The organism is Vibrio sp. R11-SG3-ISO9, assembly GCF_059834255.1.
On record NZ_JCBDGU010000039.1, the window covers coordinates 205247 to 225709 of the forward strand.

14 protein-coding genes and 1 pseudogene are annotated in these 20463 nt (G+C 45.4%); 4 read left to right on the forward strand and 11 right to left on the reverse strand.

The genetic code is table 11. The annotated features are described in order from the left end of the window. Positions 1-8: 8 nt before the first annotated feature. Genes AC6R05_RS13275 through AC6R05_RS13300 form a run of 6 tightly spaced genes read right to left on the reverse strand, consistent with a single transcriptional unit; the run spans position 9 to position 6402 of the window. Positions 9-1331, reverse strand: a complete 1323-nt coding sequence (locus tag AC6R05_RS13275; RefSeq protein ID WP_500647643.1) for a DUF3131 domain-containing protein — start codon at positions 1329-1331, stop codon at positions 9-11. Further along, the gene (locus AC6R05_RS13280; protein ID WP_150869504.1) at positions 1321-3177 is read right to left on the reverse strand and encodes a glycosyltransferase family 2 protein; all 1857 of its coding nucleotides are present in this window, start codon (positions 3175-3177) and stop codon (positions 1321-1323) included. The genes AC6R05_RS13275 and AC6R05_RS13280 overlap by 11 nt, the downstream gene beginning before the upstream one ends. 53 nt (positions 3178-3230) lie before the next feature. Continuing rightward, positions 3231-3713, reverse strand: a complete 483-nt coding sequence (locus tag AC6R05_RS13285; RefSeq protein ID WP_285464528.1) for an ATP-binding protein — start codon at positions 3711-3713, stop codon at positions 3231-3233. Between the two features lie 15 nt (positions 3714-3728). After that, positions 3729-4853 (reverse strand): nucleotidyltransferase family protein, encoded by a 1125-nt coding sequence (locus tag AC6R05_RS13290; RefSeq protein ID WP_032552447.1) that lies wholly within the window; start codon positions 4851-4853, stop codon positions 3729-3731. A gap of 11 nt (positions 4854-4864) precedes the next feature. Then, positions 4865-5197, reverse strand: a complete 333-nt coding sequence (locus AC6R05_RS13295; RefSeq protein ID WP_500647644.1) for an STAS domain-containing protein — start codon at positions 5195-5197, stop codon at positions 4865-4867. Further along, positions 5149-6402, reverse strand: coding sequence for a PP2C family protein-serine/threonine phosphatase (locus tag AC6R05_RS13300; protein ID WP_500647645.1), 1254 nt, complete (start codon positions 6400-6402; stop codon positions 5149-5151). Before AC6R05_RS13300 ends, AC6R05_RS13295 begins: the two co-directional genes overlap by 49 nt. A gap of 191 nt (positions 6403-6593) precedes the next feature. Between AC6R05_RS13300 and AC6R05_RS13305 the strand changes: the two genes are divergently transcribed. Together AC6R05_RS13305 and AC6R05_RS13310 are read left to right on the forward strand one after the other, a co-directional pair. Beyond that, a complete protein-coding gene (locus AC6R05_RS13305) occupies positions 6594-7592 on the forward strand; it encodes a hypothetical protein (RefSeq protein ID WP_500647646.1) in 999 nt (332 codons plus the stop codon). Between the two features lie 217 nt (positions 7593-7809). After that, positions 7810-13320, forward strand: a complete 5511-nt coding sequence (locus AC6R05_RS13310) for a beta strand repeat-containing protein (RefSeq protein WP_500647647.1) — start codon at positions 7810-7812, stop codon at positions 13318-13320. 323 nt (positions 13321-13643) lie between these two features. Here AC6R05_RS13310 and AC6R05_RS13315 read toward each other — a convergent pair whose 3' ends face one another. The 5 genes from AC6R05_RS13315 to AC6R05_RS13335 all read right to left on the reverse strand — a co-directional run bounded on the left by AC6R05_RS13315 (position 13644) and on the right by AC6R05_RS13335 (position 18524). Further along, positions 13644-14405: a hypothetical protein gene (locus AC6R05_RS13315; protein ID WP_500647648.1), complete on the reverse strand. Its 762-nt coding sequence runs from the start codon at positions 14403-14405 to the stop codon at positions 13644-13646. A gap of 10 nt (positions 14406-14415) precedes the next feature. Next, a complete protein-coding gene (locus tag AC6R05_RS13320; RefSeq protein WP_152470511.1) occupies positions 14416-14670 on the reverse strand; it encodes a hypothetical protein in 255 nt (84 codons plus the stop codon). Beyond that, on the reverse strand, positions 14670-15983 hold the full coding sequence (locus AC6R05_RS13325; RefSeq protein WP_152470510.1) for an HlyD family type I secretion periplasmic adaptor subunit: 1314 nt from the start codon (positions 15981-15983) through the stop codon (positions 14670-14672). Before AC6R05_RS13325 ends, AC6R05_RS13320 begins: the two co-directional genes overlap by 1 nt. Positions 15984-15991: 8 nt before the next feature. Next, entirely contained in the window at positions 15992-17698 is a 1707-nt protein-coding gene (locus AC6R05_RS13330) for a type I secretion system permease/ATPase (RefSeq protein ID WP_500647649.1), read from the reverse strand. 190 nt (positions 17699-17888) lie between these two features. Further along, the gene (locus AC6R05_RS13335; RefSeq protein ID WP_500647650.1) at positions 17889-18524 is read right to left on the reverse strand and encodes a hypothetical protein; all 636 of its coding nucleotides are present in this window, start codon (positions 18522-18524) and stop codon (positions 17889-17891) included. 193 nt (positions 18525-18717) lie between these two features. On the opposite strand from AC6R05_RS13335, the gene AC6R05_RS13340 reads away from it, so the two are divergent. Both AC6R05_RS13340 and AC6R05_RS13345 read left to right on the forward strand, forming a co-directional pair. Further along, positions 18718-20151, forward strand: a complete 1434-nt coding sequence (locus AC6R05_RS13340; protein WP_500647651.1) for a DUF3131 domain-containing protein — start codon at positions 18718-18720, stop codon at positions 20149-20151. A 116-nt stretch (positions 20152-20267) separates the two neighbouring features. Continuing rightward, positions 20268-20463, forward strand: a pseudogene (locus AC6R05_RS13345) (sensor histidine kinase); the annotation flags it as partial.

The following is a 20463-nucleotide window of genomic DNA, read 5'->3' on the forward strand; positions in this document are numbered from 1 at the left end:
TCGCTGATTTACTTCAACTCACCAATCGTCAATAGAGGTCCATTCTCAATATAAGCCAATGATTCTAATACGATTCCGTTGGTGTTTGCTGTCACTGCTTTGTTAGTACGGCCATCAATTTCATAGCGACCTGAGTACCAACCCTTGTCATCCGAATACAGAGTAGAAGCCTCATTGATCAGAACATCGGTGTAATCTGAATCATAAAGCGCGTACCAACCGAATGCGGCTTTGGTCGAAAGTGTTTTCAGATGTGATTGATCTTTACCGTCGTCAGAGATGGCATTCCATTTTTCACCATCTGAGAATACGGTGTTGTAGACAAAGTATGGTGCCTCATCGACGTTATCTTCACTCACCGCCGTAACAATACCAGTGTCTTCATAGCGACGCTCTTGGGCTTGGAAAATGCGATGTGCAAATACCTTAGACACGCTGTCCGCACCAAACTCGATACCATCAAGAATGTAAGATTCACTTACTACATAGTTATGAGCGTGGAATTTTGAAGGGTCACGCTTATCTGTGGGAATTTCGATGCCGTAAATATCAACCATGTCTAGGTAATCAATATATTTCATAGAGTTAAATACATCACGTCCCATCAAGGCTAATGATTTAGAAGCGTACTCTTCATAACCGATACGACCTTCTTGTACCAGTTCCATGACACTCGCATCTGATGTAGGACGAGCACCATACATATAGCCATCGACCAGCATTGCACTCACTTTCCAGTGGTTAAGGACGTCGTTTACCTGCTTATTAAATTGCGGGTATTGCCAAATCATAATGTTCATAGGAACCAGGATTCGACCGATATCGATCGCCGACCAACCAATACCATTTTCAACAGGTTTGTTAGCGTAATCCACCATCTCGAGCGTTTGCGTGTTGTAAGCTTTATTTGGTAATAGCCCATCAACAAGAGGCAAACGCGCTAAAGTCGTTAATGCCTTTTCCATACGCAGCTCAAACTCTTCAGTTGAGATGATGTTGATCTTCTCTGCTGAAATGAGCCCCATTAGATAAGAGGCGGTATCCCACATGGTCGTTGATGGGTAACCATCTACTGAATTCACCAAACCGGTATTTTCTTGGTAGTTGTTCTCGAAATACTGCCAAGCGACATTCGCCCACTCGAATTCCTGTTCTGACAAAACCCGTGAAGACTTGAATGGGATATCTTCTGGAATCTCAAAGGTGATGTTTCCAAGTACTCTTCCCGATTCACGAGTCTCGATACTGAAAGCAATAATAAGCGCTGTCGCTAAACCCAAGATGAACACAATATGATGGCGAGCATTAACCATCGATTTTTTAAACCCCATACTTCAACTCCTCTGAATTGGCAGTTTCTTCACCTTCGCTTTCAGCTGGTGGTGTCCAGAATGCTGCAGCGATCATTCCCCACATCGCTAACATGTTATTTAGAATCCAAAATGTATTTAGAACGAGACCGCCCACAGAGTAATCTCCCCATGAACCGGTTGAGTGACCAAACCACGCAAACAACAGACTAAACAGACTTAATCCGAAAACCATCGCTTGTGGTATTACTAACTTGAAGAAATTACCTGTTTGTCGCTCTTTCGGTGTTGTTGGGAAGCTGATCTTCCGCCCGCGTAACACTGTCCATAACGCCCGTAAGTTAACCGGGAAGAATGAAAGGAAGTTCGTCTTGCCCTTATATCCCGCAACGCCCCAAGTACCTGTCATCATCGCCAACTCAGCTGTGATCACATAAGGTAAAAAGTGCAAATAGAATGTCACGTCATAGGCGCTTACTGGTGCAATTGAAGTAAGGAAGTAGATGATTGGACACGCTAAGAAAACAATATTCCAGATTGCTGACAAGTTAGACCAGAAACTCGCACCATACATCAGCTTCTGTTTAAAATTCAGACCTTTGCGAAAGATTGGATTATCGTTCATAAAGATATCAATCGATCCGCCAGAGTACTTAAATCGTTGTACGGTCCACGTTTGTAAATCTTGTGGAGAAAGCATTTTACTTTCCACATTTGGATGCATTACCGAGCGCCAGTTACGCTCGCGGTCAGAGTGAAGTACGATCGACGTATAGAGGTCTTCAGATACGTGGAACTTGTAAGGTGTAAATTCCGTATCAAACAAGATTTCATCACGCAGGTTATCTGATACCGACTGTTCAACCTTCTTCTCTTTAGTTAAACGACGTATCTGCGCTTCAATTTCGTCTTGTTCTTTTGTGATCTGCTCTGCGTAAGCTCTTAACGCCGCTTCCATTACCGCTTCACGACGGTGTATTGAACCTGCGCCACAACAGAATGAAGAGTTCACCCAGTTACGACGGCGTTGAATGACGTCGTAAAACATTTGTGGGTCGTTAACAAAGGGGTCTTCGCCAAGTGTTACCGGACCATAGAATTTTTCTATGCCTGAACCGATAGGTTTTGCCCAAGTACCCATTTTTCTTTCAAGGAATTCAGGTAAGCGTTCTCCCTCAGGTAAGTCAAAAAACCATTGAGGTGTTTGAACCCAAGCAACTGTAGGATCTCTAAAGTAGCCAAGGGTATTTTCAAGAATAGTAGAGAACGGGCGCGTATCAGCGTCACAGATAACAACGAAGTCACCACTGGTGCGCTCCATTGCATTTCTCAGGTTGCCCGCCTTGAAGCCAACATTACCGTCACGAGTAATGTAGCCAACCCCCATTTCCTTAGCCATCGCTTCCATTTCTGGTCGCTTGCCATCATCAAGAATAAAGATTTTGATCGTGATATCGTGCGGGTAAGTGATTTTCTGTGCGTCTAAAATACTCAGCTTAACCAGTTCAGGTTCTTCATCGTAACTGGGAAAGAACACATCAACACTGATTGGCCTGTCTTCTTCGGTGTCGAGACTACACTCCGAGATCTTATATGGTGGCGCTTTCTTAGGTTCGTCCTCAACTTTCCACAAGTTATAAGTGAACAACATCGAACCAATAAAGGCACAAGACTCTGCAAATGCCAAAGGTAACGAAAACCACAACGCATCATAATTTAGAGCATACATCCAGCGCCAACCTAGGTACCAAATGCCGAGTGTTAAGTTACATGTTGCTAAATACTGATATAGAAGTTCTCTGGGAATACTATGAGGGACAGGCTCTGGTGGTACCCTGTGCTCAAATTTCTCAAAATAATTATCCATTTGTTCCTTTCCCTATTTTATTGACCTAGCCAGCTCTTATTAGAATGTTCTAATCAGGGGGGACACACGTTTTCTATGAGGTCACTTTCCTCAAGTTCTTTGGTCATCATGAAGCAGTTTTCTCCATCTTCTACACGTAGCTTAATGTCATCCATCAGCGCAGAGACAATCATGAACCCTCTTCCAGACGTCGCCCAAGTAGTGTCATCATCAGGGTCCATATCAACAAATTCGTTGGACAAAGCCTTTTCCAATTGAGTTTGTGTCATAGGTTCGCCTCTATCGATGATGTCGATACAGATGGTCTTTGTTTCTGAGTCTTCATTCAGATTGCACTTTACTTTGACTGGCTTGCCTTCTTGCTCGCTATACGCGTGTATGTAAGTGTTATTCACCATCTCGACCACACACAGCTCTAACTGAGTGGCTAACACGGGAGAAATGCCTATACCAGACCAATAATCGTTGAGCTCTACTGCGACTTGTCGCGAAGTCTCCAAAGAGCTTTTATAAGCTTGTTCGAATACGTCTAACATCGGCACACTCCTCTGCTACATACCATTCAACATGTCAGATACACGATTGTGCGCGGCGTAGGTTCTCAAATTGCACCAGTCCAAGTCGTGGTTCTGTTCGCCATCATGACCAATGCAATACTGACCAAAAATGGTTTGATGCTTAATATGGCAACCTTCTTTGACATGAATGTTGTCAAAAATAAGTGACTCTTCGACCACTGCTTTTTCATCCAACTGACAATTGGCTCCGATAAGTGCAGGACCTATAACTTTCGCATTCGGATCGACTTTGCATCCGCTACCAATTACAACGGGAGGCTGAAGATTACAGTTATTCACGTCAACAACCGTATTGATCCCGACCCACACCCCAGCTTTAACTTGGGTGCCAGGAATACGATAACCGGGAACTTTTCCCTCTAAGATATCTTTGGTCACACTCCAGATATCCGTAATGTTACCTACATCGAGCCATTGGAAATTCATTTCAACTGCGTAAAACGGGACGTGCTTCTCCACCAACATTGGGAATAACTCACTACCAATGTCGTATTCGCCCTCTTTCGGAATGTAGTCAAAGATCGCAGGCTCAAAGATATAGATACCGGTGTTGATTTGCGTAGAAAGTGCTTCTTCTTTAGACGGCTTTTCTTGGAAGCTAGTAACCAACCCTTTTTCGTCAGCAACGACAACACCATACTTTTCGACTTCATCTAAGATGACGCTTTTAGTAATGATGGTTGCGATACCGCCATTCTTCTTATGTTTGCGAACGGCTTCTGTAAGGTCCAAATCGATCCAAGCATCACCACAAACAACCACAAAAGTTTCATCAAAGAAGCCCGAAAACTGCTGAATCTTCTGCATTCCACCAGCAGAACCGAGCGCTTTACTCTGATACTTGCCGTCAACACACTCTCCCTCGTAAGAGTAAGAAAGCTGAACGTCAAAGTGGTGTCCATCGCCGAAGTAGCCTTCGATAACTTCCGCAAGGTGACTAGTGTTAATCACAATCTTATTGATGTTGTGCTGTGAAAAGAGCTCAATCATAGATTCCATTACCGGCTTGCCCAGAATTGGAATCATTGGCTTAGGCAGCGATTGAGTGATTGGCTTCACTCGTGTACCTTTCCCTGCCGCTAAGATCATTCCTTTCATATCAGTCTCCCTTACACAGCTGTTGCGAGGGCTTCATCGACACTGGTATACGTCTTGATCAGCCTATCCATGCGCGTAAGTTTAAACAGGTCTTGCACTGGCTTCTGCGCGTTAGCAACCGCGATTTTCTTGTCACGAAGCATTTTGTACACACCCATTACTGCACCTAAGCCACTGCTATCCATAAACTTAACGTTGCTGATATCAAGCACAACGTTTGGTGACAGCTCCGGAGTAAGTGTCTCTAAAACTTCTCTAAACTGGGGTGCTAATTTAGCGTCAAATCGCTCTTCATTTACTTGAAGAACTGTGCAGTTGCCTTGTTGACTAATTTCATATCGCATTGAGCGTCTCCTTCTTGAGGACCTTTCCATTCCGCCACTAGAACACTGACGTCATCGTCAAAACAGTCCGACTTCGTCCAGTCTCTAACGTTATTTACTAATAATTCGGTTTGTTGTTGAATCGGATATTGATTCAGTTGTTCGATCGCATCACGCAAGCCTTCTTCCGAGTACTGCTCGTCTCCGTTATCTGCTTCTGTAATACCGTCTGAGTAAAACCAGATTTTATCGCCTGGTTCGAGTTGAATTTGTGCAGCTTGATATTCCACATCATCAAAAGCCCCAACAACGAAGTTGTCGTGACCAATCAGTTCTGCGTTTCCTTGGTTGCCGTGGTACCAAACTAAAGGTGGATGACCAGCGCAGCAGTAAGACATAAGACCGGTTTTCACGTTTAGGACGGCATAGATCATCGTGAAATAAAGAATGTTGGCATCACTACTCATATACATTTCATTCAGTTTAGATACCACATCAGCAGGCGCACACACGGTTGATGTGTCACCATCGTTTTTTAGAACCACAGAAGAACTGCCGTTTTGAACCGATAAGCTGGTTTGCACTGAAAACGACATAAGAGCCGAAGAAACACCATGACCCGCGACGTCGAACAGATAAAAGGCAACATGATCAGTATCGAGCTGCATATAACCCAACATATCGCCACCTACTTGGGCGCTCGGAATCGAGATATAGCTAAGCTCAACACAGCTGAAGTGTTTGGTTTTGGGCAGGATTTGTCGGATCAATTCGCTGGCAGAATCAAGGTCACGCTTGATCGTTTCGTAGGCTTGATCCAATTTAGTATTTTTGTCGACAACTTCATTATGAAGCGCCAGAGTACGAAAGCCTGCGCGGATTCGCGCATCAAGTTCATCTATTGAAGTTTTTTTGTCGATGAAGTCATCGGCGCCAGCGTCAATACCGTTAATGATGGACGCTTCATCGCCCTTTGAAGAGAGAAGCACAAAGAAAATGTAACGGTTATAGTTTTTGGACTTAAGCTCGCTGCACAGCTCTACTCCACTCATACCTGGCATCATCCAATCGCTCAGTACAAGCTGAATATCGTTGTTATCCGCTAACATCTGCAAAGCAGCTTCACCACCAGTTGCAGTATGTACTTGATAACCACGCTTTTTTAAAACCGAACTCATATAAACCAATATGGTTCGGTTATCATCAACAAGCAGAATATCCTTCATTCTTTACCCTAAGCCTTTTCTGACGTTCTTATCACACTTCTGCCAATTATGATTTTGGCTTTGGTTCACGTGCTTTATTACTTTAGGTTAGACTCAACTCATTGCTTTGCAAATTGTTTCTTATAATTTTGTTATGCTTAAGTTAACGTTGTGCGGTATTTAACACAATCACAGGGAGTGGATTGTTAGAAATGACAGTAATGATTAAGCGCAGATTACTTATTGGTATTGTTCTATTGTCGAATAGTGCATGGGCAGACAGTTTTCTGGCAAACACCGCTCCTCATGCTCCCCCTCCTCAAGAGAGTGCGACGTTATCAAGTGTTGGTAATCAACCCTCTGCACCTAAAGTACCAACCGATGACGAAATAGATGAAATTTGGAAGGGAGTATCAAGCTCATTTGCCTTTCCTTTTCAGGATTGGGAAGACAGAGAACTCCTTGATGGTTTGAGTGGTAATGTCGGTTATCACCAACCTTTGGCTGAAACCGAATCAGCCAACATTCCAGCGGGCAGTACTCAAGGGCCAACCAACCTCAATAAAACCCTAACCCTTTCGCTAAAATACACAATTGCTGGCGCTTGGTTTGTGTCTGGTACGGTTTATCACTATCTAGATAGCGATCAACAACAAGCATGGAATCCGGACTTCACCTACGTGTTTGGTTACAGCGATTGGCGTCCTTATACACTAAGTTTGGTCTATGCAAACTATGGCGGGAACAGATTTAATCCCGATCCTGGACAAAATCGAACAGAGTTTAAGCAAGGAACTTGGTCGCTTGGTTGGAAGTTCCCCATCAAATCGCCTTTCGTCGATCTATTCAGATTTACTGACGACGGAGCCATCGGTTGTCAAATTGACTATAACTTCACACCTGAGTATTTCAACCTTGCGACAACCGAATACAAAAACAACCACCAAACCTTGAGTCTAGGTTGTAAATACTCAATTTGGGGCAACTGGTATGTCAATGGCACCGCGTTTTACTATTTTGACAAACAGCAACAACAGCCCTGGAACCCAGATTATACCTACGGTTTCGGTTATTTTGACTGGCGACCGGGTACCATCACTTTGCAATATAACAATTATTCTGGGAATCGCTGGAACTCTTCTGACAGAGGTGAAGGTACGGGTCGTTTCAAAGATGGTTCAATCACCCTAGCATACAGTTTTGCTTTCTAAATTTTTTCAACCATTAGTTGTTGATTTCATTCATTTTGAGAATCTTTGTGGCAAACATCTTCAAGCCGTCTAATCTTAAGTTACAACTCAAAATATGCAACTGGCACCATAAATGCAATTAGCAATATGAGAATCAAATAAACGTGCTAATTGCGAGGCCAGATTATTTGAACCGTAACGTCAGAAAACATCACCTTATACGGCTAGGAGAAGGCTCATGGAAGGAACAAAACACGACGATCTTATTGTTGGTACAGATCAAGATGACGCGGTAAACAGCCGTGCTGGTAACGATGAGATAAGCACGCTTGCAGGTGATGATTTTGTCACTGCAGGAGAAGGTAGCGACAAAATATCTACAGGTAGTGGCAATGATACCGTACTAGGCGACGTAGAATACGGTCTTGAAGAGAACAATGATACGCCAGTGAGTGGAGACGACTCATGGGGTGAATCCTACACCGCTTACGAGTTTGATGCTGAAACCAACGAGCAACAATCCTCTCATACGGTTAGATTAGACAATTTTGCTGTCAATCAAGCCGTCAACACCTCAACCACAGTAGGTGGTTTAGCGGCAAACAGTACCGTGACAGTTCAACTTACCGATGAAAACGGCACCATCATCGCTTCTCAAATCGCGACGGTAGATGCTAACGGTAATATCACCGTCGATACAGAAATTCCTGAATCTTCTATTGGTGACAATGGTGAAGTTACCTTTACTTTCCTAAACGAAAACGGCGAGCCAATCTCTACCATCGACGACATGAACGTAGCCGTTCGCAACATTTACGACGACACCATTGATGGTGGTAGTGGCGATGACATTCTTAAAGGCCAGCAAGGTAGCGACACCATCTACGGCGGTGAAGGTAATGATTTCCTAGATGGCGACATTAACGATGACACTTTATATGGCGAAGAAGGTGACGATGTCTTGGTCGGCGGTAACGGGGACGACTACCTAGATGGTGGCACAGGCAACGACACCCTACTCGGTTCTGACGGCGACGACACTATTCATGGCGGCGAAGGCGATGACTTACTCATGGGTGAGTTAGGTGACGATACTCTTCATGGCGGCGAAGGACACGACACTCTAATCGGTGATGACGGTCAAGATGCCCTTTACGGCGGCGAGGGTAACGATAAACTCTTCGGTGGTAAAGGCGACGATGTTCTTGAAGGCAACCAAGGCAACGACGAAATTCATGGTGAAGAAGGTGACGATGTCATTTCTGGTGGCGAAGGCGACGACTTCGTACTCGGTGGCGCAGGTGCTGACCAAATATCGGGCGATGCGGGTAACGACCTACTACTCGGCGGCGACGGAGACGACACCATCACAGGTGGTGAAGGTCACGATACCTTAGTGGGTGAATACGGTGATGACACCATGAGTGGTGGTGAGGGACACGACACGCTATATGGTGATATTGGCGATGACACACTAACCGGTGGCGCTGGTAACGACCAACTCTTTGGTGGCGAAGGCGATGACGTGATTGATGGTGGCGAAGGTGACGACATTATTCATGGTAATGAGGGTGTCGATACCATCACAACGGGTCTTGGTGACGACCAAGTTTATGCAGGCTCTGGTGATGACATCATAGATACTGGAGAAGGCGCAGACACGGTATTTGGTGAAACGGGCCACAACCAAGTTACGTCTGGCGCTGGCGACGATACTGTCTACACAGATTTCGGTGACGATACTATTGATACTGGCGAAGGCCATGACACCATTTTTTCGGGCGACGGCGATAACACCATAGATTCCGGCTCTGGCGACGATCTAATGTATGCAGGCGCTGGACAAGACTCGATTCAAACTGGCGCGGGCCACGACACCGTTTATGCAGGTGACGGAGACAATACGGTCGATTCAGGCGCTGACCACGATGCTGTTTACTCAGGCAGTGGCACCGATAATATCAACCTTGGTGAAGGCCATGACAAGGCGTTTACTGGTGCAGGACAAGACACCATCGTTGCAGGCGCAGGTAATGACCAAGTTTATGCAGGTGCTGACGACGACGTTATTCAAGGTGTATCTGGCAACAACCAACTGTTCGGCGAAGAAGGTAATGACACCATTACTGCAGGTTTGAATGCCAGTGAACTCTACGGTGGTAGCGGTGAAGATACACTGACTGGTTCAACTGAATCCGACAAGATCTACGGTGGACAGGACAACGACACTATTACAGCAGACGCTGGCGATGATGTGGTCGAGGGCAACGATGGCGATGATACGCTCAATCTAGGCGCGGGCCATGATGTTGGTTTTGGTGGCGAAGGTGATGACGTTATTTCCGGTGGCGAAGGTAACGATACTCTCATCGGTGAGGCTGGCGACGATATCATCACTGGTGGCAAAGGAGACGATGTTCTAGTTGGTGGTTTAGGCAATGACCAACTTGATGGCGGTACAGGCCGCAGTGAGATTTACGGCGAAGATGGTGATGATGTTATTACCAGTGCAGATCAAGATGACCTACTGTCTGGTGGTGCTGGTGACGATACGATCAGCTCTGGCGCGGGTGACGACACTGTTTATGCCGACAGCGGTGATGACAAAGTGACACTAGGTGCTGGCAACGATACTGCCTTCACTGGCCAAGGCGCTGACGTAATTGATGCCGGAACCGGTGATGACAAAGTTTTCGCTGGTGGTGGTGACGATATTATTGAAGGCGTCGAAGGTAACAACCAACTCTTTGGTGAAGGTGGTGATGACGTCATTAATGCTGGACTGAACGCCAGTGAACTGTATGGTGGAGATGGTCAAGATACCCTAACTGGCTCTGCAGAGAACGATAGCCTCTACGGTGGTAGCGGTGATGACTCAATTCAGGCCGGCGAAGGTGACGACTTCATTGAAGGTAACCAAGGTAGCGACGAGATCTACGCAGGCGCCGGTAATGACACAGTGCTAGGTGGCGGCAACGATGATGTTATCCACGGTGGTACAGGTAGCGATACTCTAATTGGTGATGACGGCGACGATATCATCAAAGGTGAAGAAGGCGACGACATTCTAGTTGGCGGTACGGGTAATGACCAACTCGACGGTGGTACCGGTCGCAGCGAAATCTACGGTGAGGACGGTGACGATGTACTTGTTAGTTCAGACCAAGATGACCTTCTATCTGGTGGTTCAGGTGACGATACTATCACCTCTGGCGCTGGCCATGACACCGTTTATGCAGGTTCAGGTACCGATAACATTACAACTGGAGAAGGTAACGACACCGTATATGGTGAGTCCGGATCAAATACCATCGCAACAGGCCTAGGAGACGATACTGTCTATGGTGGTATCCACTCAGACAATATCAATACTGGCGAAGGTGCTGACCAGATATACGCAGGTGATGGTGCGGATACTATCGACGCTGGTGCAGGAAATGACCACATTGACGCTGGAAGTGGTGACGACGTACTGAAAGGTGGTGACGGCGACGACGCACTATTTGGTGGCGCGGGTAACGATGAACTTATTGGTGGTGATGGTTATGACCTTCTTGCCGGCGGCGAAGGTGACGACGTCATTCGCGATGACGGCCAAGACACTCTACTTGGTGAGCAAGGTAACGATACACTGATTGCTGCAGAAACAGGTAGCCACAACATTTTCGGTGGCGAAGGTAACGATACGCTTATCGGAAGCGAACAAGCGGACACGCTATACGGTGGCGCCGATAACGATACGATTACTGGTGCAGACGGAGACGATGTTCTTTATGCCGGTAGCGGTGACGACACTGTGGATGCAGGCACCGGTGATGACACCGTGTATGGCGAGGATGGTGCAAACAAAATCACACTCGGTGAAGGTGCTGACACACTTTATGGTGGCTCAGGAGCTGATACAGCAACTGGCGGCTTGGGTGACGATATTCTCTCTGGTGCAGCGGGCAATGACAACCTGTCTGGTAACGAGGGTGAAGACTTAATTGATGCGGGCGAAGGTCACGATACCGTATCTGGTGGTGATGACAACGACCTTATTTTCGGTGGTGCTGGCAATGATAACTTGTCAGGCGATGCTGGGGATGACCAACTCTACTCAGGCGCGGGCAACGATACCCTATCTGGTGGTTTGGGCGACGATAAACTCATTGCAGAAGGCGGCAGTAATACTCTATCAGGTGGCGAAGGCGATGATACCTTACTCGGTGGTTCGGGCGCGGATACCCTGTTGGGTGGTCAAGGCGACGACTATATTGAAGATGCGTCAGACAACAACATCGTCGATGGTGGTGATGGTGATGACAATATCCAACTAACTGGTGCGAGTAACACGATTACTGGCGGTGCAGGTGCTGACGTTATCAGCTCTACCGGCGGTGGAGTAAATGACATTTCCGGTGATGACGGCAACGATACGATCACTGTGACTGGCAGCGTTAACACGATTGCTGGTGGCGAAGGAAATGACACGATCACAGCCAGTGGCGGCACCAACAACATCACAGGCGGTGAAGGAAACGATGATATCACTGCGAGTGGTGAAACCAACACCATCGCAGGTGGTGAAGGTAACGATACTATCAGAGTGAACTCTGGCAACAGCACTGTTTCTGGTGATGACGGGAACGATTCGGTCACGACTGGTAGTGGCTCAGACACCCTTTACGGCGGTACAGGTGCCGATACCCTATCTTCTGGTGCAGGCAACGATAGCTTATTCGGTGGTGCTGATAGCGATAAACTATATGCCGGAGATGGAGACGATACCCTCGAAGGTGGCGAAGGCAACGACATCATGTATGGTCAGAATGACCAAGATACTCTGGATGGCGGAGCAGGTAACGACTACCTATCTGGTGGCTCTGGTGATGACACACTCGTGGGTGGTGAAGGCAACGATACCCTTAGAGGTGATTCAGGCGAAGATACACTTTGGGGCGGTTCTGGAGACGATAACCTAGGTGGCGGCGGCTCTGCCGATACACTGTTTGGTGAAGACGGCAACGACACACTATCAGGTAATGGAGGCAACGATATGTTATATGGTGCAAGCGGTGACGATAAATTGTCTGGCGGCTCTGGTGACGATTATGTGTCAGGCGGTGAAGGCAACGATACCTTAAGTGGTAATAATAACGCAGATACCCTAGATGGCGGCGAAGGCGACGATAAACTGTCGGGTGATTCAGGCAATGACACCCTATTCGGCCAAGTCGGTAACGACATCTTAGATGGTGGTGAAGGTATCGACCAACTTTATGGCGGTGCGGGTAATGACCAACTGATATTTGACTCTAGCGAAGTCGAGTCTGGTGAAGCTGGTGTTGTTCACTTTAGCGGAGGTTCAGACTTCGATGTCCTGGTTGTGGGTGGTGACAATCAAAGCCAAATGATCGATATGACGCACAATACATTCCAAGAGATTGAGGGTGTGAAGATCAGCTCAAGTGACACAGAACTCGCACTTGCTCTCGATAAGATTGCAGCCAATAACACTGCAGGTGATACCGCTGGTCAGTTCGTATGTACCGGTGCAAGCAGTATCGATGTTTCCGGTTGGGGCTGGCAGCTTACTGAGAGTCACCTAGAGATGAGCGACAGTCTTCAAGACATCTATCGTGAAAGCAACATCGACACTGGCTCGCTATACGGCTATCGCTTTGAAAGTGAAGCAGGACAAGAAGTGGTTATCTGGAGTGACTTGAATAGCGGTGACATCAACTTCCCAGATTCAGAAGACGTATAACACTCTTCATTAACCTAACTCACCAACAAGCGGCTCATTATGAGCCGCTTTCTATTCTAAGACTACTAAGCCAAAACCATGTATTTACTTCCCTAACCTGCTGGCTAATCTTACGTTGCTTAACCAATTCCCTGTCAATTAACTGATACTATCAAGTAACCAATCCTCGTCGTTATACCTAGCTATAAGCTCGCCTCAGTCGCCAGCACAAAGGTGCATCAGCCGCAAAGCTTTTTCAGCGTCTTAGAAAACAAAAAATGGACTCATATGAGTCCATTTAAAAAGCTATATTGTTCCCAGATATCTAACGGAACTGATTTCAATTACCCCTCTATACACAACTCTCGGGTTTTACGGGTTATTTGAGCGTCATTAGAAATCACAAAGAAGTAGTATTCCGAATTTAGATCGTTTTGTTGAATGTAAGTTCTCATATGGTTAAGCATGCTTTTCGCTTCCCCATAACGTTCTAAGTACTCAGGATCACACTTATTAACCAAGTCTAAGTCCACACGCAGATTAGAGAAGTTAGTCATAATTTCATCGACACGTTTCTCAGTCTCTGCTCTTTGGGCTTGTGTTGAGTACTCGTCTTCTAACTCCGTTCGTTGAGCCGCTAGGGCTTTTTGATTCTGTTGCTCAAGTGCGAACTTTTCTTTGGCTAATTGCTCATTCATCGCAAGCTTGGCGCTCTTAACGGAGTCTTTTTCTGAGAGGTATCGAGAGCGGTATATACGAGCCGACTTATTCGCCTTAGCTAATGCGATATTTGAGGCTGCTAGTTTCTCAGTTAGCTCGTCTATTTCTTGTGACATTTCCACCAGCTTGAGATCTGCTGCCGCGACCTGTTTTTCATACGTCTCATCATCCATTTGCTTAACGTATGTCATTGAAGCCATTTGATCCGTCAGCTCTGTAATAACCTCATTCAATGCTTCTATATCCGCTTCTTTTTCCGAGACTTTTTCGGCTATCAAGGTATCGATTCGCGATTCAATGTTGGCGTTCTTATATCCAAAATAACCTGCTGCTGCGGTCGACGTTATAGCTACAGCTGTCATCAACACAATAGTTCCTTTACTCACAGTAGCCTCCTTAAATCACTTGTTTGTAACACTTTTGTTCGCACTTCGGGCAGATATAAGATTGACGGTCAATCCGTTGCGAACAGTGTGGGCAGGTTCCCTGTTTTCGGTCACTGCTCATCAATAACAAAATCAGACCAATTGGACCCAAGACATAGCCTAAGAGCACACCGGCAACTAGGTTGTTCTTTTTGAAACCAACGTACGTGCTCATTGCAAAGAAGCACAAATAGAACCCTAACCAAAACACCATCGACTCATCCATTACGCCTCCCTCATGGCTTTAGCCATCCCACTGGTTAATGGGCCTATCAGGTAATCCCAAAGCGTACGTTCTTCGACCAAAATCAGCACCTCCGTAAGCATCCCCGGGTACAGCTCAATGTGGTTTTCAGCTTGCAATGATTGAAGGTCATCACGATCAAACCGGATTTTCACCAAATAACCTTGGTCTTTTTCATCCGCGTCACCACCTTTAACCACTCTGTCAGCAGATACATGAATCACCTCTCCCAGTACTGGCGGTACTTGCCTTGCGCTGTATGCCGTTAACCGAATCCTTGCGTCCTGTCCTGAACGGACAATATCAATGTCTCTAGGAGGCACAATTGCCTCAACAATCAATTCATCGCTGTCTGGCACAATCTCCATCAACACTTGCCCCGGACGTACCACACCACCAACACTGGAAATATTTAACCCTACAACACGTCCTTTAAACTCGCTACGAATCTGGATACGTGAACGCACGTCTTCCAAGGTATTCATCACTTGTTTAACGTCCCGTACCTCATCGTTAACGGATTTTAGCTGCTGAGCATAATCGCGTTTTAAATCTAATAGCTGACTTTTGTAGCTTTGCTCCAAGGTTTCAAGTTCTCGCTTGGTCACGTCGATAGTGACGTTAATCTCCGCTAGCTCGCCTTCAATTCGAGCTAGATGACGACGAAGCTCTAACATACGAGTTTTAGACACGTACCCTTTAGCAACTAAGCCTTTCGTCATATCGATCTCTTGTTTGATCAAATCACGCTGTGAAGCCACTGCTTTTTTCTGAAACTGGTTACCCTGAATCTTTTCTTTGTAAAGGGTCGATTTTTGGTTGTATAAAGAGTCAATCAATTGCTTTCGCAATAACCCTTGTTCGAACTGTACTCGCTCACTATTTACGATAGGCATAACAATCAACGAATCTTGTTGTTCATTCACCAAAACCTCTGGCCATTTCGGCTCTTCCGACTCATTCAGAAGCGCTTCAAGACGTGCCTTTTGCGCCACCAACGAGAAATTACGGTAAAGGTAACGCTTATAATCGGATTCGGATTTAGTATCAGAGAGCTCAAGCAACACTTGACCGACCTCAACTTGCTGGCCATCTTTCACCAACACCTCTTTCACCCAACCACCTTGTAAATGCTGAATTTGCTTTCTTTTACTCTCAACAACCAAGTTACCATGCGCGACAGACGCAGAGCTCAAAGACATGGTCATGGACCAAAACAGAAAGCCTCCGACGGTAACCAGTAGGATTGCAGAGCCAAGAATAATCAATTTGCGTGTACTGAATTCACGTTCCATAAATGCCCCTATCCTCTACGCTGCTCTTTTACTTGGTCGATGTTGTTGGTGTTGATAGTGTCGCCATCTCTCAGCCCCAAGAACTGCTCACACGTTCCTGCTTTCTCAACACGTCCTTCTTTGAGGCTGATTACCCAATCCATTTGACGTAGGAAACCCGGACGATGAGAAATCATCACCACAGTTATGCTGTTCTCTTTGCAGTGTTGAAGAACAATAGCGAGCGCCGTTTCGCCCTCAGGATCAAGGTTCGAATTAGGCTCATCTAGAACCAGAACTTTTGGATTCGAATAGATAGCACGGGCAAGACCGATGCGTTGCTTCTGACCACCTGATAGTAGAATTCCTCCTTCGCCAATATAGGTGTCATACCCATCAGGCAGTGCCATGATTAACTCATGTATACATGCGAGTTTTGCTGCAGAAACGACTTCTTCGTCATTACAGTCAGAGAATCGTGAAATATTCTGCTTCACCGTTCCGGCAAGCAATCCGACGTGCTGAGGAAGATACCCTATATACTGACCAAACTGATTTTGGTCCCACTTCTCAACGGTCGCACCATCAATCTTGATTTCACCAACGCTTGCTTTGTGAATACCCATTAACAGGCTCGCCAGTGATGATTTACCTGAGCCAGAGTTGCCCATAACCGCAAGTGCATGTCCCGCTCCCAGCTTAAAGTTGATCCCCTGCAACGTCGGTGATTTTGCACCTGGGAACTTTAGCGAGACATTGTTAAATTGAATCTCTCCTCGAGGTTGAGGTAGCAGAGTTTTAACCGATGGGTTGGTAAGAGAGGCGCATTTTTTCAGGCGACTCCATGATTGATAAGCGCTGTACCAAGATTTCCAGCCGCTGACTGCACTTTCAAACGGGCTCAACACGCGGCCTATTAAGATTGAGCTAGCAATAACAGCACCCAACCCTATTTGTTGTTGTAACGCCAAATAAACGCCGAGCGTTAAAACCACAACTTGTAGTAGGGTTCTGAAATAACGACTCACAGCCAACAATAAGCCAACTCGCGCGTTAACCAGCCATTGCAAGCTTAGTACTTTATGATTCTTCTCTTCCCATACTTTACCGATGTTTTGACTCATGCCCATAGCTTTGAGAGTTGGTGCATTACGTAAAAAGTCGTTGAGTTCCATTGCGACTTTCCCCGTCTCTTCTTGCGCCACCCCACTCACTTTGCGCCCACCTAACATCATCACAACAGTGAGTAGAGAAAAAACCACCGCGCCTGTCAGAGCGACAATGCCAATGTACGGATGAAGGAAAAACAGCAGTAACAAGAACAGCGGAGTAAAAGGGAGATCAAGAATTGAAGAAGTCGATGGCGACGCTAAAAAGTTACGGAGCGTGCTCAAATCATGCAATGGCTGCTTATCTATACTGTTTGTTTGAGAAGAAGTGGAGATACTCAGATCCAACAGTTGGCCACTCAATTGAGTGTCTAGCTTGAGCGCAGACCGTTGCATTAACAAAGTTCGGATATATTCAAGTGCGGATTGAGAAGTGACCAAAAACAGAGTTATGCCGAGCAAAGCAAACAAGGTTTCGATACTTGCACTGCTCATCACTCTATCGAACAGTTGCAAGCTGTAGACTGGTACTGCCAACACCAGAAGATTAATGCCCATACTAAAGCCAACGGCAGCCCAAGCCGCTCTTTTCACACTATGAAAAGGGCTCAGTTTCAAATCATCCATATTAAGCCAACTCACTTAGTTGCATATTATTATAAGGTGAGTATAGACAAGAATTGACTTATTTCAGGAGAAGGATAAATTAATTTGTGATTATCTCTTTGTAATTCCTCGATAACTTGCACTAGAGCACAACTTGCAACATTTCATGAGGTTAGTGCTAACCCCATGTTTAAAATTCAATATCACGTTACTAAACCAGATTAAACTGCTCACTGATTTCATAACCAGTCGCGACTTCTCGATGGCTCTCTTTAATGATCCAGTTAATCGGGTTCCTCACCCAAGGCTGTGGATCTTTGGCCGGAAATCCATCACTCACCCTCAATGCAACCACTTCAAAACCAAGCGATTCACAAGTTTCGATACAACGCTGTGCGTGCCAAGACTGCGCGATCACCGTGATCTTCGCGAGACCAATATCGTTCAATGCCGCTCTCGCAACATCCGTTGTTGTTTGATAAGCACTGTTTTCAATACTCACATGAGGTGTTGCTTTTAAATGAGCCGCGACCTCTTGCTGTACGTAACACGGAGCAAGTGGATTTTCTTGGTGGAATCTTTCCACCTCTTTCGCAAGGAGTTGGTTGACGTCGTCGCTATCACCAAAGGAAAAAGCAATAACACCGTTAGAATTCAATACATCACCACAATTCAATCGCTTGAGTACATTGGAAGACAAGTAATCTGCAATTCTCTTTTTTGCGGGTTCTTCAATTTGATAACGAGAACTTGAGTAATGGTAGTCAGCAGAAAAATTATTGTGAGAAGCTTGTTGTTCTGGAACAACAACGCCTATTTCGTGGAGGAAATCGTAAAATTTGAACATAACAATCTTATTCCTAACTAAATCAAAATCCATCTAGCCAGTTCTGTCCGTTGTTATGCCTCAAGTTTAACAGCTAATCCCGATCAACAACAAGTTAATTGTGCAAATTATCACCAACTTCTATTCTCACATTTTTTGGAATTTAAACTCTGTTAAACAATAAGTTGTATTATCATTATGTTAGACAAACATTATGAGTCAGATTGCATTGGCACAATTTCTTCATAGACATACCCAATATAAGACGGTGTTTTTGAGTCTTACGGCCTTTTTTACCTCTTTCGCTAGCTATGGCGATGAAGAGGTTAGCTTTTATGGGCAGCGAGGTGTAAGTACCGTTGAAGAAGGTGAAAGTGTTGAATCTGCTACTGCGCCTAAAACACAGTACTATCGAAGAGTGATTGCACCGCCGATTGTTGAAGATGCAAAAGAGAACAATGTAACGGACACCATCCCAGAAGAAATGCATGTCGGTCACCCTAAATCAACCATTGTCAAAAACGACGATCCAATAGTATTAAGTCGAAATGAACGTTTGCTCGCTAAAAAGGCGGAGCATTACATCCAACGTAACTTCCATAAAGAGACAGGATTGTGGAATTCGGTCCAAGGCTATAGTCATACGACGATGTGGGATGTAGCGAGTGGCATTGCTGCAACCCTCGCCTTAGAAGCATTAGGCATGAAAGAAACTGAGCAAGTGCATTACGAGCTTGAGAAAACTCTGGCTACTTTAAGCTCTTTCCCACTCTACAAAGGCAGTTTACCAAACCGAGAGTACAGCACGAAAACTGGGCTTCCCTCGGGCCGCTTGAGTGATAGCAAAAGTAACGGCAACGGCTGGTCAGCATTAGATATAGGCCGGCTCCTCATTTGGTTGAAGATTCTAGAACAGCAACACCCAGAACTCTCCCCAAGCGTAAATGAAATCGTCACGCGATGGGATCTTAGTCGAGCAGTACACAACGGCACACTCTTTGGGGCCAAACTCTATAAAAATCGAGAGTACTACCGTCAAGAGGGAAGAAATGGCTATCTTCAGTACGCGGCTGAAGGTTTCAAAATGTATGGCTATGAGTTGCCCTTTCCAGACCTAGAAGACTACCTAGAAACGATCGAGATTCAAGGTATCGATATTCAGATTGACTCACGCAACGTCCCGTTCCTAACCAGTGATCCTTATGTTCTCGCGAGTATTGAGTATCAAAGTGACCCGAGTTGGAGTCAGTTAGTACCCTTTTATGAGCTACACAAGCAAAAATGGGAAGAGACCGGAATCATCAGCGCGTACGCCGAAGACGCAATGAGCAAAAACCCTTGGTTTGCTTATAACAATATCTACTATTACGGAAAGGCTTGGACAAGCGTCAGTCCTTCAGGAAAAACCATTGAAAACCCGCAAGTTCTTAGCAACAAAGTTGGATTTGGTTTCAGTGTTTTATTTGATGATGAGTTTAGCGATTTGTTGTACCAAGAGGTGTTGGGTAGCAGTCTAAAGTTTCGCAGTATACCAGCAGGTAAGTACTCAAATGGCGGGATAAACGCATCTTTAAACATCAACACTAACTCCCTCATTTTGGTAGGGCTTTGGTACAAGTCAAAAGGTCGTACTCCAATCCTAAATTAATACCTCCATCAAATAGTTACCTGTTCCACACTTCATTCAAAATTCATCAAATAAAATTTCCAATTTGGGCAGTTTATCCTACTGTTTGTATATGCGTGTAGTTGGATGGAACCTATATGTCTACAAAAACAATATGGAATAATTTGTCAGTCAAACATAAACTCTTCGGCTTAGTACTACTTCCTATCTCCTTGCTGTTGTTTCTCGCAGGTAGACAAGCGCTGTTCTTAACTGAGCAGTTACATGACTTTGAAAGAACAAATAAACTAGCGGTCTATTTACAAGATATATCAATACTTTATAGGAGTACGC